Below are 15324 nucleotides of genomic sequence, written 5' to 3'. Positions count from 1 at the left end.
CAAAAGACGAGGTATCCGATGCGCGCCGAAATGGAAGCGATCGTTGATGAAATCAAGCAGGCCATAAGCCTGCTGAGGAGGCATCTTTGACTGGGATCAGGCCCTTGTCAGACTAGATGAACTCAATGCAGCATCGGAAGATCCGTCGCTGTGGAACGATCCTGCGAAAGCACAGAAGCTGATGCGCGAGCGCCAGCAGCTTGACGATGGTATCAATGGCCTTCGCGGCCTGGAACGCGACCTGTCAGACAATCTGGAACTTATCGAGCTTGGTGAGATGGAAGGCGACAAGTCCGTCGTCCAGGAAGCCGAAGAAGCGCTGCGCAGCCTCAAGAAGCGGGTCAACGCACTCCAGATGCAGTCTCTCCTGTCGGGTGAGGCGGATGGCAACGACACCTATATCGAAATCAATTCGGGTGCAGGTGGAACGGAAAGCCAGGACTGGGCGTCGATGCTGCTGCGCATGTATCGTCGCTGGGCGGAAAAACGTGGCTTCAAGGTCGAATTGCTTGAATATCATGACGGGGAAGAAGCCGGGATCAAGTCCGCGACCCTTCTGATCAAGGGTGAAAACGCCTACGGCTGGCTGAAAACCGAATCCGGTGTTCACCGCCTCGTGCGTATTTCGCCATATGACAGCAATGCCCGCCGTCATACGAGCTTCTCAAGCGCTTGGGTCTATCCGGTTGTCGATGACACGATCGAAATCGATATCAATGAAAGTGACTGCCGGATCGATACCTATCGCGCTTCGGGTGCAGGCGGCCAGCACGTCAATACGACCGACTCTGCGGTCCGTATCACGCACCAGCCTACCGGCATCGTAGTTCAGTGTCAGTCGGAACGCTCCCAGCACAAGAACCGCGCAACCGCGTGGTCCATGCTGAAGGCGCGCCTCTATGAGGCAGAGCTGAAGAAGCGGGAAGAAGCGGCCAATGCCGAGGCTGCAGGCAAGACCGATATCGGTTGGGGTCACCAGATCCGCTCTTACGTCCTGCAGCCGTATCAGCTGGTCAAGGATCTGCGCACTGGAGTCCAGAGCACGTCACCAGATGATGTTTTGGACGGTGACCTCGATGACTTCATGGAAGCGGCGCTTGCGCAGCGTGTCTTCGGCGGGGACCCTGTCGAAGTGGATGACATCGAGTAACATCGAGACAAACAAAAGGCCGCCTCAACCGGGCGGCCTTTTCAATTAGATGCCATCAATACTCTTGAGGCGATCGCCAGTCGCGATGAAGTTTGAGGGATCAATTGCCTTGTCGCCCCGACGCACTTCGTAGTGCAGATGGGGACCGGTCGAGCGTCCGGTGGAGCCGATGTTTCCGATCACCGTTCCAGCAGTTACCGTTTCGCCCTTGGAAACCTGAATACGGCTCATATGCGCGTAGCGGGTCTTGTAGCCATGGGCATGCTGAATGATCACGACCTTGCCATAACCGCCTTGCCAGCCGGCATACACGACCTTGCCCGGGCCGGCGGAGTAAATGCGTGAGCCGTAGGACGCCTTGAAGTCGATACCGCTGTGAAGGGCCCACTTGCGCAAGAATGGGTCAAGGCGAGGGCCAAACCGGCTCGAAATCTGAACTTTTCGAACGGGGCGTTGTACGGGAAGTTTTGCGACTTCAGAGCGCGCCTTGGAAAGTGCCATGAGCGCCTTTTCGGCGCGAGCAACACGTTCATCAAAACTTGTGCCGGTCAGCGGAATGAACGGGCCGCCCACTGCCGAGTTATCCAGTTGAGAAAGCTTGATCTTGATCCCAAGGGGGCGAGTTGCGGCAACGATACGATCAACCTTGGTTTCGGTGGCAACAGCCAAAGCGTTCAAGGCCGTGTAGGATTCGTGATCCATTTGCTCCAGATCATGCATCACCGCATTCAGGGCAGCATGATCTTCGCCGTCATCTTTTTTTTTTGCTTCCGCTTCGGGGGCAACAGGTGCTGTTTCCGCACCGGTGCCGCGCAGGCCAAGGAGCTTGAGCGGGTCTGTCAGCGGCTCAGCCTCACCACCGATTGCAAGGAGGTTTTCGGACGTGTCGCTGTCGCTATCGCTCTCTGCGGCCACTTCGGTGTCTGACGGTTTGCTAGGAGGCACCGCGCTGGCAGCCGCGATCTTGATCCCGCTCTTCTCGGCGCGGTCCATCAGGGTCGAAACGATCTGGTGCTGACGCGAGATTGTTTCCTGCCGCTCGATGATTTCCTGCACCAGCATTTCGACGCTTTCGCGGTCCACAATCTGGCGGCTGTTCAGACGGTCGATCTCCAGACGCAGGCGCGCGATCTTGTCCTGGTATTCAAGCTCCATTTCCGACGTTTCGACGGAAGCTGCAACGTGTATGTCTTCTTTGAGGTAGACGTAAGTTCCAAACCCGGTAGCGCCAATTGCCATCAGGAAAAGGAGGCAAAGCGCCGTAATCATGAGACCCTTGTTCGGCGTCGCGTTTCTCTGACGCTGAGCCGAATATATGGGAGCTCTCGGAGCTGAGTATGGATTTTGCTCAAAGGAGCTCTTGTAAGCGTTCTGCTTTTTCATATCGGATTCTTCACTCATTCAGCACGCCGCCGATCTGTGTGAAGATTAAAAGCGCAGTAAGGTTAATATTTTCCTGTTCCGCATCGTAAAATTAGCCCTTGATAGAGGCTAGCGGCTTGTAAAATCCGGGAGTCAATCCTGCTTCCGATCTCGCCCTGTCATTGAATGGGGGCTTGAGCGGTCCCTTGAAGTGGCGGCGGACATATTCCTGGAAGGCAGGCTCGGGCCGTTTGCCGGTTCGGTCGCACAAGAAGCGGAACCACTTTGCGCCAAATGCTACGTGATTCTTTTCGTCCCGATAGATGATTTCGAGGCACTTTGCCGTTTCCTCGTCACCCATTTCCCGTGCTTTAGCAATCATCGGCGGGGTGATGTCGAGCCCTCGGGCCTCCAGAACAAGCGGAATGATAGCCAGACGGGCAGCAAGGTCATGCCCGGTTTCCTGAGCGGCCTGCCATAAGCCGTCATGTGCTGGAAGATCGCCATAGGACGCGCCCAAAAGCGCCAATCGATCCTCCAGCATGGAAAAGTGTTTGGCTTCCTCAAGCCCGACCCGGACCCAGTCGTCATAGTAGGAACGCGGCAAAGGTGTACCGGCAAACCGTCCGACGAGATCCCAGGTCAGATCAACCGCATTGAGTTCAATATGGGCAAGGGAATGAATAAGGGCGATTCTTCCCTGATCACCGCCCAAGCGGCGTTTCGGCATGTCTCTGGGGGCTAGCAGTTGCAGTCGCTCAGGACGCCCCGGGCGCTCGGGCATGCCGCCGTCCCGGGTTGCTGATCCAATGGCAAGCTCTCGCTGAAACCAGGCGCGAGCAGTCTTGTAGGCAAGGGCCGTCTTTAGACGCGTGTTCGATGCTGCAACAATCTGACGGGCACCGGCCAGAAGTGTTACGGGTGTTTCTATTTCTAACTGCTGCAGCATCGGTAAACTTCGGCTTTGTGGAGATCTGTGTCAGGCGACGACGAGCTTGCGGGCCTCTTCCAAGACTGCTTCTGCGTGCCCTGGAACCTTCACCTTGCGCCAGATAACCGCGATCTTGCCATTCTGGTCGATCAGAAACGTGGAACGTTCGACACCCATGTATTTCTTGCCATACATGCTCTTTTCCACCCATACACCATAGTCCTGTGCCACTTTCGTCTCGGTGTCTGCGGCAAGGCGGATCTGCAGGCCGTGCTTGGCGGCAAACTTGTCGTGTTTTGCGGCTGTATCCGGCGAAATGCCGATGATCGTGATGCCCAGAGCGTCAAATTCGGCCTTCAGGCCAGTGAAGGCAATTGCTTCCTTGGTGCATCCGGGCGTGTCGTCCTTCGGGTAAAAGTAGACAACCACCGGGTTTCCAGCCAGGGCCGACAAGGAAACTGCTGCTCCTCCATCGCCCGGAAGATCAAAAACCGGTGCCGTTGATCCAATATCGAGTGCTGCCATCTCGCCATCCTTCCGTCATAGTCGTGGATTGTGGTGCCAAAGAAGAGAAATGCCCCCGAACGCAGGTGACCAGCAGTCGCTTTTCGAAGGCAGTTCGGAGTATCATAGGGCGTCGGATGACTCGATCAATTCAGTCAGAGACAAATACACGATGAATGTTTGCGCTTTCCGTGCGCATGCGGGGGAATTCGGAAAGAGCTGGTGCGACCTCTGGAACTGAATGACCAACGCGAATTCCACTGAACCTGTTTTCAGGAAACCAAAACGCAGGTGGCTGCGTCTCCTCGTCTGGTGCGTTGTTGCAGCACTGCTGGTTTTCCTGCTGTATGCTGCGGTAAGGCTGGGCACAGGACCCGTGCGCCTGCCTTTTGCGCCGGGCCTTGTTGAGAGGTTTGTGGGCACTGAAACCACAAGCGCATCCGTTTCCGGCATCGAACTTGACCTGACTGCTCCGGACGGACCGAGCGTTCTTGTTCTGGATGCGGATGTTTCTGTTTCCGGAACGTCCGCAGGCCATGTGTTCATTCCGTCTGTCGAAATTGTTCTTGAGCCGGACGCGCTTTGGGCCGGTAACATTCAAGCCCACAGAATCGATATTCAAAGTCCGCGGATCGAGGTGTCTGTGCAGACGCCGGAAGATGCGCCGGTTCCGTCTATGCAAAGCGTCACCGAACTCGCAAATGTGGCGGCTCAGCAGTTTGACGAAAGCTTGCAACGCCTTGGTGTGCAACAAATCAAGATTTCGAATGCCGACGTAACGATCAGTGGGCCTTTCGAGAGGTCGTTTTCCGGGATCGATCTCAATATCGGGCGACAGGCATCCGGCCAGGTCCAGCTGATGGCCACAATCAATGGCAACAACGGGCCGTGGTACATACAGGCCGCAAGTGCGAGCTTGCCGATCGGCCGCCGGCTTCTGCTTCGTGGTTCGGATCTGACGATCAAGGAGTTCGCCGGTCCGGATCGGGACTTCCAGGCGGGCAAGGGGGCTGGGCTTCCTTTCCAACTGCAATTCGACAGTATGGTCGATCCAGACGGGAAATTTGGCAGCTCGGAGGTCGCGTTCAGGTCCAGAAACGGTTGGCTTCAAGTTGGTCGGGCAACGGTGAGCTACGATGATGTTGCGCTGTCGCTTGGCTGGAACCGGGAGTTCGAAGGTGTGCGGCTGAACGAGCTGCGGTATCAGGTAGGACTAACGGACATAAATCTGGCGGGCGAATTCAAGCCACCCTTGGAGGGTGAGCAGGAATGGACTTACCGGATACGGTCAAACTACTCCGCCATAGGCCCGATCGATATCAATCATCCTCCGCATGTTGTCGAATCAGCTGCCATAAGCGGTCGTTTGTCACTTGAAGAGCGCGCAATCTATTTCGACGACTTTTCCGTGCGGTCCGGAAAGGCGGGCGTTCAGGGTGCAGGGTCCCTTCAGATTGGTAAGGAAGGCCCATATCTTGCGCTTGCGATCGATGCTGAAAAGGTGCCTGTCGTGATGGCACAACAACTATGGCCGATTACTCTGGTGCCGCCTGCAAGGCAGTGGGTTATCGATCATGTCAAAGACGGGTTGGTTGAGAGTGCCAGCTTCATCGGAGCCATTCAGCCGCCAGCGTTCGACCGCAGCAACCCGGATCCGGGCTGGAAACCGGAAGACCTCAGTTTTCAGCTGGCGTTCACTGATGCTGTTATTGCTCCGATTGGAGATGTTCCGGATGCGACGGGGATAGACGGATCTGTCGAGATCACCGACGGACGCTTGTTGGTCAAAGGTGCAGACGGCGTGATCGAGGCGGTCGCCGTTGACGGAAAACCCGTAGCCATACCGCGTGTCACCTTCGCGATCCCGAATGTGCGTATTCGTGAGGGCAAGGTCGGTGAACTGGACGTTGATCTCAGCGGTCCGGTCCGGGGCATCGCCAATGTTGTCAACAGTGAACCATTTCATGTTCTTGAAAAGGCGGATGTGACGTCGGACGGCGTTATCGGATCCGGCACGATGAACTTGAAGGCAAGTTTCAGCGTGGACAACAAGGTGCGCCTTGCCGACGTTGACTGGAAGGCGATCGCAAAGTCGGCGAATTTTACGTCCCCTTCGCCGATCCTCGGGCACAGCATCAAGAACGCCAACATCACTCTGGAAGCCCAACCGTCACATGTCTCCATTCTCGGGGTAGGGCAGCTGGACGGTCTGAAGGCCAATATCGACCTAGTTCTGCCGCTCGGTGGATCGTCTGTGGCAGGTCGTCAGGACGTTGGAGTTGAAATCAACGCGCAACAGCTGAAAAAGCGTGGCGTTGATCTGACGGATTTTCTGTCCGGTCCTTTGCGGCTTGAAATCCAGAAGGACGGCGACGCACAAAGCGTCTCCGTGGATTTGAGGAAAACAAAGGTCTCGATTTCTGCCTTGGGGTGGACAAAGGAAGCCGGTGTTCCGGCGAAGGCGAGTTTTCTCCTCAAGGCGAAAGACGACGGCCAGAAGGTCGAAGACTTCGTATTGGAGGCGGATGGCGTGTCGGTCCTTGGCAGCATGGCGATCGACGGAAAAGGTGTGCTGCGAACAGCCTCCTTCTCGAAGTTTCAGCTTAGACCGGACGACAATCTTTCACTGAGTATCCAGCGGACAGACCGAGGAACCTACAAGGTTGCCATGGTCGGGGATCAACTGGACGCGCGGGGTCTCATCCGCCAGATCAAGGCTCCGGGAACGCAAGGCGGACAGGGGGATTTCCAGAAGGGAATTTCGGTCACGGCCAATATCGGCAAGGTGATCGGCTACAACGCAGAGCGGATTGACGACTTTACCGGTTCTGTTGAAATCTCCGGGTCGGACATCAATGGTGTCCAGTTGTCTGGCCAGATGAAAGGTGGCTCACCCTTCCGATTCGTCATGGAGCCTTTTGCCAAGGGCCGCACCGTGAACGGTCAGTTCGGCAATTCCGGCGCCATGCTGTCGTTCCTCGACGTGTTCAACCGCATGCGCGGCGGGCAGGGAGAACTTGATGTTGTTCTGTCCAGCGATACCCAGTGGACAGGCCAGTTCAAGGTCCGCCAATTGGCGATCGCTAACGACCCGGCGCTGGAGCGCCTCCGCAAGCGTGGAACTGGCCGAAACGGTGTTTCTGATCCCGGCAAGATCGTCATTCACAGCGGCGGCGACGTGAAGGGCGCAGATGCCTCTTTCGAGACACTCGACATTGAGTTTGTCCGGGTCGACGATCACATCGACATTTTGCGCGGGGCCCTGCAGGGTGCGGTGTTCGGGGGAACGATCGCCGGCAAGATCAACCTCACCAATCAGACGCTGGATATGTCGGGGACCTTCGTTCCGATCTACGCATTGAACAACATCTTTGCCAAGATCCCGATTCTCGGCTTTGCCCTTGGTGGCGGAAGCAACGAGGGCGGACTGATCGGCGTGACCTACAAGCTGAGCGGCGCCGTTGCCGATCCAACGCTGACGGTCAACCCGGTTTCCGCGATCGCTCCGGGGATCTTCCGGCGGATGTTTGAATTCCAGCAATAAAAAAAGCCGAGCACTTGGCCCGGCTTCGTGTTCTGACAGTTCAGAAAGCGGCGATCAGACCGGCTTCAAAAGCACGTGCTTCTTCTTGCCGAGCGACAGCTTGATAACGCCGTCATCCGTGACGTCCGACAGGGAGATCTGGCGCTCGTGGCTGCCTTCACCCTTGTCGTTGATCTTCACGGCGCCACCCTTGATGTTGCGGCGAACCTCGCCGTTGGACGCGCAAAGCCCCGCAGTGACGTAGATATTCAGGATGCCAACACCGTCTTCCAGCTCTGACCGACTGATCTCGATAGTCGGCAATCCTTCCGCGGACTGGCCTTCCTCGAACGCCTTGCGGGCGGTTTCAGCGGCGGCTACGGCCTTGTCACGACCATGAAGGAGGGCAGTTGCCTCGGTAGCCAGAATTTTCTTGGCTTCGTTGATCTCTGCCCCTTCAAGAGCTGCCAGGCGTGCGATCTCGTCCAATGGTAGGAGCGTGAAGAGCTTGAGGAAGCGCTCGACATCAGCGTCTTCCGTGTTGCGCCAATACTGCCAGTAGTCATAGGCGGAGAGCTGGTCTTCGTTCAGCCAGACCGCCCCGTCGGCGGTCTTGCCCATCTTGGCCCCGGACGATGTAGTCAGCAGCGGCGAGGTGAGGGCAAAGCTCTCGATACCCTCGATTCGGCGAACGAGGTCCGTGCCAGACAGAATGTTGCCCCACTGATCAGACCCGCCCATCTGCAGACGGCAGCCTGTGCGGCGGTAGAGCTCAAGATAGTCATAGCCCTGCAGCAGCATGTAGTTGAATTCAAGGAAGGACAAATGCTGCTCGCGTTCCAGACGCAGGCGAACGGAATCGCGCTGGATCATCTGGTTGACGGAAAAGTGCCGTCCGATGTCACGCAGGAAGTCGACATAGTTGAGAGACAACAGCCAGTCGGCATTGTCGAGCATGACGGCGTCAGTCGGGCCGGTGCCAAAGGTCAGCAGCTTTTCAAAAACCTGCTTGATGCCAGCCTTGTTGGTCTCGATATCATCCGGTGTCAGGATCTTGCGGCTTTCGTCCTTGCCGGAGGGATCGCCGACGCGGGTCGTGCCGCCGCCCATCAGGGCAATCGGGCGGTGACCGGTCTTCTGGAACCAGTGCAGCATCATGATCTGCACAAGCGAACCGACATGGAGGCTCGGCGCAGTGCAGTCAAAGCCGATATAGGCGGTCACGGTTTCCTTGGCGCACAGGTCGTCCAGACCCTTTGGATCGGAAACCTGATGGATGTACCCGCGTTCGGAAAGAACCTGCATGTACTCCGACTTGAACTCGCTCATACCTTGCTACCCGTTGATCATGTCGTTCCGGCAATTGCCATCTTGTGAAAGCGTCTATACCGCGAACGGCAATATGTAAATTGCCACCATCCGGTTCGGGTACGGACTTGTTGGAAATACTAGGCTGTGTGGTCGAATTGGAGGCGTATTTCGTGGATCAAAGGGCAAAGTATGATGGAAATGGGCCCGACGAACGTATTGAACATACGTTCAAGGGGCTGTTTCCATCAGATTGCAGCCGTTTGATCCACCCGAATGGGGCGGGCCCTCAGCGCCCAGGATAATGCAAATCTGGCTCGACGATGCACCACATCGCCTGCGCCACCTTTGCCTTATCCTGGGCGCTGAATTTCCCGGCGAAATACATCGCCAATTCGTCCACACAGCCTAGTGCCGAGTTGGAACGAAGGGCGAATCCGGTCACGGTCGGCCTTCCGTCATGTGGAGGTTGAAATGACCGGTCAAAACGAGATCGACATCCTGTTCGAAGAGATCCGGGCCGAACTGGCCAGAGCCCGCGAAAAATTTCCCGGCGACAATGTCACGCTTGCTGCCTTGATGGAGGAAGTTGGTGAGCTGTCGAAGGCGACCTTCGAAGAGCCCAGAAGCCGGGTGCGTGAAGAGGCGGTCCAGGTCGCCGTGATGGCCTGTCGTATGGTGCTGGACGGCGACTGCACCTTCGAACCCTGGCGCAAATCCAAAGGCCTCGACCCTCTGGTTTAGCGGTGCCGACCTAGGGGCTGCATTCGCTGTGTTCCTGTGCACCCAAAGGCCCACTTTCGACCGTATTGCGTGTTTGCCCATTGACAGAGCGGGGCCGTCGACACATGACTTGAGCGAAACCAAGGGGAGCCCTGTCAGGGGGCTGAGAGTCTGCCGGTCCGGTTGTTGCTTGGGAAACACCGGGGCGCAGTTACCCTTTGAACCTGAACCAGATGATGCTGGCGGAGGGATGGTATGCCATTCACCACTTCGATGGGGCCTGTGTCCCCGACCTCAAAACGTCATAGTCCTGAGCTCGTCAGGGGCGTCGTCGGTTGCCTGTCCGAATGTGCGGAATGGGAGCGCGGCCAACAATGAAGGTCCTCGTCAACGGAGCGGGAATTGGCGGCCTGTGCGCAGCTTATGAGTTCGCAAGCCGTGGAGCGCTGGTTACGCTGAAGGAGTGCAATTCCTCTATCGGCGGAAACCCGTCCTGGCAGGCTGGCGGCATGCTGGCCCCGTGGTGTGAAGGTGAATCAGCCGAAGACTGTGTCGTCGGGCTGGGAATACGCGCGCTCGACTGGTGGAAAACCGTCTTTCCCGATGAGGTCGTGAATAACGGCACCCTCGTTGTGGCAGCTCCACGCGATGTTGCTGAACTTAACCGTTTTGGATCGCAAACGACCAATTTTGAAGTTGTTGACGGAACAGGGATTTCAGACCTTGAACCGCACTTGTCCGGGCGATTTCGCAAGGGGCTGTTTTTCTCGAAAGAGGCTCACATAGATCCTAGACGCGCCATGCAGCTTCTCCATGAGAAATTGCTTGAGCTCGGTGTGGATATTCAGCTGGGGGTAGAGGGGCAGCAAGACGCGCCGGGCTTCGACTTCATCGTTAATTCCGTCGGCATGAAACAGAAGGATGTCCGCCTTCGCGGTGTGCGCGGCGAGATGTTGATCGTCCGGACGCCTGACGTGTCTCTTTCAAGACCCGTCCGTCTGCTGCATCCACGCATTCCGCTTTATATCGTGCCGAGGGCGGATCATCACTTCATGATCGGCGCGACGATGATCGAAAGCGATGCAGAGCTGCGACCGACCGTTCGTGCGGTTGTCGAGCTCCTCAACGCCAGCTTCACGCTGCATCCGGCCTTTGCCGAGGCCGAGATCGTCGAGATGAACTCGGGTGTTCGCCCGGCATATGCCGACAATGTTCCGCGCGTGGAGCGATCTGGTCGACTGATCACCATCAACGGATTTTACCGCCACGGCTACCTGACAGCGCCGACATTGGCGCAGCAGGCGGCCGATATGGCATTTGAAGCAGCAAGGACTGGGGAACTGACCTCATGAAATTGATCGTCAACGGCGAAGAGCAGACGGTGAGAGCCGAAACGCTGATCGACCTGCTGGCCGAACTGGAATTTGAAGGGGAATGGCTGGCGACTGCGGTCAACAATGACCTCGTCGCAGCAGAAGAGCGCGTCGGCTTCAGGCTGACTGATGGCGACCGGATCGAAGTCCTCGCCCCCATGCAAGGAGGTTGACCACATGCTTTCTCTCTATGGCAAGGACGTCACATCCCGGTTTCTGCTGGGGACCGCCCAATATCCTTCACCGCAGATACTCAGCGATGCAGCAAAGGCGGGTGAAGTCGACATCCTGACCGTCTCGCTGCGCCGGGAAAGTGCTGGCGGCCAGCAGTCTGGCCAGAAGTTCTGGAGCCTCATTCAGGACCTTGGTGTCCATGTGCTGCCGAACACTGCGGGGTGTCATTCTGCGCGCGATGCGATCCTCACAGCCAAGATGGCCCGTGATCTCTTCAAGACCAACTGGATCAAGCTGGAGGTCATCGGCAACTCCGACACACTCCAGCCGGACCCGTTCCAGCTCGTTGAGGCAGCAGCCGAATTGTGCGCTGACGGTTTTGAGGTCTTTCCCTACATGACCGATGATCTTGTGCTGGCCGAAAGGCTGCTTGAGGCAGGGTGCCAGGTGCTGATGCCCTGGTGCGCGCCAATCGGGTCCGCCGCAGGTCCGTTGAACCCGACGGCTCTTAGGACGCTGCGCGGGTATTTTCCCGGTATCCCGCTCATTGTGGATGCGGGGTTGGGGCGACCCTCGCACGCCACAACGGTCATGGAACTTGGATATGATGCCGTACTTCTGAATACGGCTGTTGCAAAGGCAGGCGATCCTGTTTCCATGGCGCGGGCTTTCAGGAACGCGATTGAAGCGGGCCGGGAAGGCTATCTGGCTGGCATGTTGGAGCCGCGCGATTTCGCGACCCCGTCAACTCCGCTTATCGGACAGGCAGTGTTCTCATGAAACTTGATCCCTTTTACCTGATCGTCGACCGCGCCAGCTGGATCGAGCGACTGGCGCCGCTCGGTTTGAAACTGGTGCAGCTCCGCGTGAAGGATCTGGAAGGCGAAGCGTTGCGGGCAGAAATACGGTCTGCGAAGGCGATTTGCGACAGGTTCGCAATCACGCTGGTGATCAACGACTTCTGGCAACTGGCCATCGAGGAAGGCTGTGACTGGGTCCATCTTGGTCAGGAAGACCTTGCGGACGCTGATCTCGGCGCGATCCGGGCAGCTGGCCTCAAGTTTGGCCTGAGCAGTCACGATGATGCGGAGCTGGATACAGCCATTGCCGCCAAGCCGGATTACATTGCGCTAGGTCCAGTTTTCCCGACGATCCTGAAGAAGATGAAATGGGCACCGCAGGGGCTCGAGAAACTTCGTGTCTGGAAGGATCGGATCGGGGACATCCCGCTGGTTGCGATTGGCGGCCTGACGCCGGAACGCGCCCGCGCAGCGCTTGATCACGGGGCCGATATCGCGTCTGTGGTCACCGACATAACGCTGAACGATGATCCGGAGGCCCGCACTCTGGAATGGATCGCGGCTACCCGAAAGGCGCGAGGATGACCGGTTATCTTCATTTGGTTGCCGGAAAGATCGCGGCAGGAAAATCGACGCTTGCACAAAAACTGTCCGAAGAGCACGGATGCGTTCTGTTGAGCGAGGATGCATGGTTGTCTGGTTTGTTCGGCCCGGAATTGACCAGCATCAAGGACTATGTAAGGTATTCGGCGCGGCTGAGGGATATCATGGGAAATCATGTGGTTGAGGTGTTGCGGTTGGGAACGTCTGTTGTTCTTGATTTTCCGGCAAACACACCCGAAACACGCCTCTGGATGAGAGAAGTAATTGACCTTTCAGGGTGCGATCATTCCCTGCACCTGTTGAATGTTTCCGATGACATTTGTAAAGCACGTCTTCATTCTCGCAATGCCAGTGGTGAACATCAATTCTCGGTAAGCGACGAGGAGTTTGATGCCATCACCCGGCATTTTGTGAGGCCGGCGGCCTCGGAAGGCTTCAGTGTGCGAGAATACCTCGAAACCGTGTAACTCCTTAAGAAGTCGAGAGACATGGCAATCCCCAGAAAACTCTCCCGTGATTTTGGTCTGATTTGCGGAGACATGCCAACCGGTGCCAAAAACACGATTTGTGATGTTGAAGGCGTCAGTGTTGGCCACTTAACGAAGATCGAAGGCGATCTGAGGACCGGCTTTACAGCCATTCTGCCGCATCAGGGTAATCTCTTCCGCGAAAAACTGATTGCCGGTACCGAAGTCATCAACGGCTTTGGCAAGAGCGCAGGGCTAATGCAGATTGACGAGTTGGGCACGCTGGAATCGCCGATCCTGCTGACGAATACATTCGGTGTTGGTACGGGCATCAACGCGCTCTGCCGCAGGGCAATCGCCGAAAACCCGGATATCGGATGGTCGACGGGAACCGTCAACCCGCTGGTGATGGAATGCAATGACGGTTACTTAAGCGATATTCAGGCGATGGCATTGAGCGAGGAAGATGCCTTTGCCGCGCTGGATGCAGCCTCATCGGACTTTAAACAAGGCAGCTTTGGGGCCGGAACAGGCATGAGCGCCTTTGGCTTCAAGGGTGGTATAGGGTCTGCCTCGAGAGCCTTTGAGCTGGATGGCAAGACCTACATGCTCGGGACGCTAGTCTTGTCCAATTTTGGCAAGCCGGGTGATCTGGTCCTGCCCGATGGTCGCAAGCCCTCACCGAAGGATTTGAGCCAAACGGAAGAGCGCGGCTCAGTCATCATCGTGATCGCAACGGATGTGCCGTTGGACAGTCGCCAATTGAAACGCATTGCCCGCAGGGGCGGCGCGGGACTGGCTCGTTTGGGGGCTTATTACGGCAATGGCAGTGGCGATATCGCGGTTGCCTTCTCGACGGCGCAAAAAATCGCGCACGATCAGGAGGGCGATTTTATCGCGCGCGATTGTCTGGTCGAGGGCAGGATTGATATCCTGTTCAAGGCTGCCGCCGAGACCACCCAGGAAGCCGTCCTCAACTCCATGATCGCATCCCCGGCCATGCGCGGCCGAGGACGCCAGAAAAGACCAAGCCTAGCGGACTGGCTATAATTTGTAATATTCATAAGAAAAATTCATAGATCACATGAGAACAAGAAGCTCTAGAACTCGAGTGGCATTCCACAGAAATAGATTGCATGATTATTTGTGCAAAATCGAGACGTGCGACTTTTTGAAGATGGTTTGGTGTGCAGATGCATTGAGTGCAAAACGCGGAGATAGCATTCGAGGTCGCTTATACTATCCGAAAGAGTTTGAGGAGCAAGAAATAGGAAGTAAAGGGTATATCGAAAGGTGGGCAGTCGAAACATTAGTCAACGAGTATTTCGTTTGTAAAGCAAAGGGAACAAAGAGATTAGATACGCGAAAATGGGCGGTATTTGCGACGCTAATGAACCGTTTAAGAGCCTACGAAAATGCGGATAGCCTCAGCGATATTGAAGAAGGCGCTATTCTCCATGCTTTACCACGTTTACTGTGGCGGCAGATGCCTTGGCAGAACGGCATCTGCAATGCTCAATCTCTTTATCGTTCTTGGTACATATACAATTTTGATGAAGCTTCCGAGTATTTCCTAAGGTTGCACGGCATTTCCATTCCGCGTTTTGCTGAGATTGGCTTCATTATCTATGCATTGACGCATGAAAATCCGGCAGTGGATGTTTCTTTATCTCTTGGTGAGCTAAATATAACCAAATTGGAGTTTGAGAGATTTATTTCAATCGTAGCAGATAATGTGCCAAATATCCGGAGGTATGCAGCAACCCTCAGAATGGGGCCCGGTCAGTCTGCATATAAAGCGAGCATTTTGCGTAAGTATCCGATCATAGTGCATGGCGCTAAGAAGAAAGTATTAGCATATGCACCCATGCCAGATTTGGTAATGCAACGTGTATCGGATGGTTTGTTTTTTGATGTTGTAGGAAACGGAGAATTGCGAAGGTTGTGTTCTCATCGGTTCGAAGAGTATGTACGTGTTATTTTAAGTCATTATTGTCCCGAAAATATGACAGTTTCACCAGAATTCGTGACGAGCTATGGTAGTTCCTCTGACTTCTACTTATCCTGCGATGGGCGCGTTTCGATAATTGGAGAGTGTAAAGCACGACGACTAAACATGTCTGTTCGTCAATCTCCCAATCCATCAGTTCTAGATGACATGCAATCTGTTTACGAAGAGCTTGCAAAGGGAGTAAAGCAGATATGGCGTACACACAGCGTGATACGTACCCGCAAGACAGATACGAATATCAGTTTATCGGAAAGTGGAGTACTTGGAATTGTCGTTACCTTAGATCCGTGGTTCATCCTTGATCGGGCTACGGTCGAAAAAGCGTTCAGTATAGCATCGAAGCTGGACACCCGCAAAAACCCAATGATTTTGGCTTGGCCTTTTAGGAGCAGCCG

15 protein-coding genes and 1 riboswitch are annotated in these 15324 nt (G+C 55.7%); of the genes, 10 read left to right on the top strand and 5 right to left on the bottom strand.

The window, feature by feature from the left end; all coding sequences use genetic code 11:
* Positions 1–18 precede the first annotated feature (18 nt).
* Positions 19–1150 (top strand): peptide chain release factor 2 gene (gene prfB, locus F0155_RS20590; protein WP_150526454.1). Its coding sequence is split into 2 segments (ribosomal slippage): positions 19–87 and positions 89–1150, totalling 1131 coding nucleotides; the frame shifts between segments, so codons are not numbered across the junction.
* 45 nt (positions 1151–1195) lie between these two features.
* Here the strand turns inward: prfB and F0155_RS20585 are convergent.
* The 3 genes from F0155_RS20585 to bcp form a co-directional block, all read right to left on the bottom strand.
* The gene (locus F0155_RS20585) at positions 1196–2551 is read right to left on the bottom strand and encodes a M23 family metallopeptidase (protein ID WP_150526453.1); all 1356 of its coding nucleotides are present in this window, start codon (positions 2549–2551) and stop codon (positions 1196–1198) included.
* A 73-nt stretch (positions 2552–2624) separates the two neighbouring features.
* A complete protein-coding gene (locus F0155_RS20580) occupies positions 2625–3461 on the bottom strand; it encodes a ferritin-like domain-containing protein (protein ID WP_150526452.1) in 837 nt (278 codons plus the stop codon).
* A 30-nt stretch (positions 3462–3491) separates the two neighbouring features.
* Entirely contained in the window at positions 3492–3968 is a 477-nt protein-coding gene (gene bcp / locus F0155_RS20575) for a thioredoxin-dependent thiol peroxidase (RefSeq protein ID WP_150526451.1), read from the bottom strand.
* Between the two features lie 220 nt (positions 3969–4188).
* Here bcp and F0155_RS20570 point away from each other — a divergent pair, with 220 nt between their 5' ends.
* Complete coding sequence (locus tag F0155_RS20570) at positions 4189–7491, top strand: AsmA-like C-terminal domain-containing protein (RefSeq protein ID WP_150526450.1); 3303 nt, start codon at positions 4189–4191, stop codon at positions 7489–7491.
* Positions 7492–7545: 54 nt separating this feature from the next.
* Here F0155_RS20570 and tyrS read toward each other — a convergent pair whose 3' ends face one another.
* Together tyrS and F0155_RS23490 are read right to left on the bottom strand one after the other, a co-directional pair.
* Positions 7546–8799 (bottom strand): tyrosine--tRNA ligase, encoded by a 1254-nt coding sequence (gene tyrS / locus F0155_RS20565; protein WP_150526449.1) that lies wholly within the window; start codon positions 8797–8799, stop codon positions 7546–7548.
* Positions 8800–9067: 268 nt separating this feature from the next.
* Complete coding sequence (locus F0155_RS23490) at positions 9068–9223, bottom strand: hypothetical protein (RefSeq protein ID WP_161599863.1); 156 nt, start codon at positions 9221–9223, stop codon at positions 9068–9070.
* Positions 9224–9252: 29 nt separating this feature from the next.
* On the opposite strand from F0155_RS23490, the gene F0155_RS20560 reads away from it, so the two are divergent.
* The 8 genes from F0155_RS20560 to F0155_RS20525 form a co-directional block, all read left to right on the top strand.
* Complete coding sequence (locus tag F0155_RS20560) at positions 9253–9522, top strand: hypothetical protein (RefSeq protein WP_150526448.1); 270 nt, start codon at positions 9253–9255, stop codon at positions 9520–9522.
* Positions 9523–9634: 112 nt separating this feature from the next.
* Positions 9635–9769, top strand: a riboswitch (TPP riboswitch).
* Positions 9770–9875: 106 nt separating this feature from the next.
* Complete coding sequence (locus F0155_RS20555; protein WP_150526447.1) at positions 9876–10853, top strand: FAD-dependent oxidoreductase; 978 nt, start codon at positions 9876–9878, stop codon at positions 10851–10853.
* The gene (thiS, locus tag F0155_RS20550; protein ID WP_150526446.1) at positions 10850–11047 is read left to right on the top strand and encodes a sulfur carrier protein ThiS; all 198 of its coding nucleotides are present in this window, start codon (positions 10850–10852) and stop codon (positions 11045–11047) included. Before F0155_RS20555 ends, thiS begins: the two co-directional genes overlap by 4 nt.
* Before the next feature lie 4 nt (positions 11048–11051).
* Positions 11052–11828 (top strand): thiazole synthase, encoded by a 777-nt coding sequence (locus F0155_RS20545; protein WP_150526445.1) that lies wholly within the window; start codon positions 11052–11054, stop codon positions 11826–11828.
* Entirely contained in the window at positions 11825–12433 is a 609-nt protein-coding gene (locus F0155_RS20540) for a thiamine phosphate synthase (RefSeq protein WP_150526444.1), read from the top strand. The genes F0155_RS20545 and F0155_RS20540 overlap by 4 nt, the downstream gene beginning before the upstream one ends.
* Positions 12430–12918 (top strand): P-loop nucleotide/nucleoside kinase family protein, encoded by a 489-nt coding sequence (locus tag F0155_RS20535; RefSeq protein ID WP_150526443.1) that lies wholly within the window; start codon positions 12430–12432, stop codon positions 12916–12918. Before F0155_RS20540 ends, F0155_RS20535 begins: the two co-directional genes overlap by 4 nt.
* Positions 12919–12939: 21 nt before the next feature.
* Positions 12940–13968, top strand: coding sequence for a DmpA family aminopeptidase (locus F0155_RS20530; protein ID WP_244303560.1), 1029 nt, complete (start codon positions 12940–12942; stop codon positions 13966–13968).
* Between the two features lie 148 nt (positions 13969–14116).
* A partial coding sequence (locus F0155_RS20525; protein WP_150526442.1) for a hypothetical protein occupies positions 14117–15324 on the top strand: 1208 nt, incomplete at its 3' end.

This window comes from Roseibium sediminis (genome assembly GCF_008711325.1).
Classification (GTDB): Bacteria; Pseudomonadota; Alphaproteobacteria; order Rhizobiales; family Stappiaceae; genus Roseibium; species Roseibium sediminis.
Note: the sequence above shows the minus strand (reverse complement) of the source record. Positions and strands in the feature narration are given on the sequence as shown.

Coding starts and splice junctions, on each gene's coding strand:
- F0155_RS20585 (WP_150526453.1), bottom strand. CDS start 2,551: ATGAGTGAAGAATCCGATATGAAAAAGCAGAACGCTTACAAGAGCTCC.
- F0155_RS20580 (WP_150526452.1), bottom strand. CDS start 3,461: ATGCTGCAGCAGTTAGAAATAGAAACACCCGTAACACTTCTGGCCGGT.
- bcp (WP_150526451.1), bottom strand. CDS start 3,968: ATGGCAGCACTCGATATTGGATCAACGGCACCGGTTTTTGATCTTCCG.
- F0155_RS20570 (WP_150526450.1), top strand. CDS start 4,189: ATGACCAACGCGAATTCCACTGAACCTGTTTTCAGGAAACCAAAACGC.
- tyrS (WP_150526449.1), bottom strand. CDS start 8,799: ATGAGCGAGTTCAAGTCGGAGTACATGCAGGTTCTTTCCGAACGCGGG.
- F0155_RS20560 (WP_150526448.1), top strand. CDS start 9,253: ATGACCGGTCAAAACGAGATCGACATCCTGTTCGAAGAGATCCGGGCC.
- F0155_RS20555 (WP_150526447.1), top strand. CDS start 9,876: ATGAAGGTCCTCGTCAACGGAGCGGGAATTGGCGGCCTGTGCGCAGCT.
- thiS (WP_150526446.1), top strand. CDS start 10,850: ATGAAATTGATCGTCAACGGCGAAGAGCAGACGGTGAGAGCCGAAACG.
- F0155_RS20545 (WP_150526445.1), top strand. CDS start 11,052: ATGCTTTCTCTCTATGGCAAGGACGTCACATCCCGGTTTCTGCTGGGG.
- F0155_RS20540 (WP_150526444.1), top strand. CDS start 11,825: ATGAAACTTGATCCCTTTTACCTGATCGTCGACCGCGCCAGCTGGATC.
- F0155_RS20535 (WP_150526443.1), top strand. CDS start 12,430: ATGACCGGTTATCTTCATTTGGTTGCCGGAAAGATCGCGGCAGGAAAA.
- F0155_RS20530 (WP_244303560.1), top strand. CDS start 12,940: ATGGCAATCCCCAGAAAACTCTCCCGTGATTTTGGTCTGATTTGCGGA.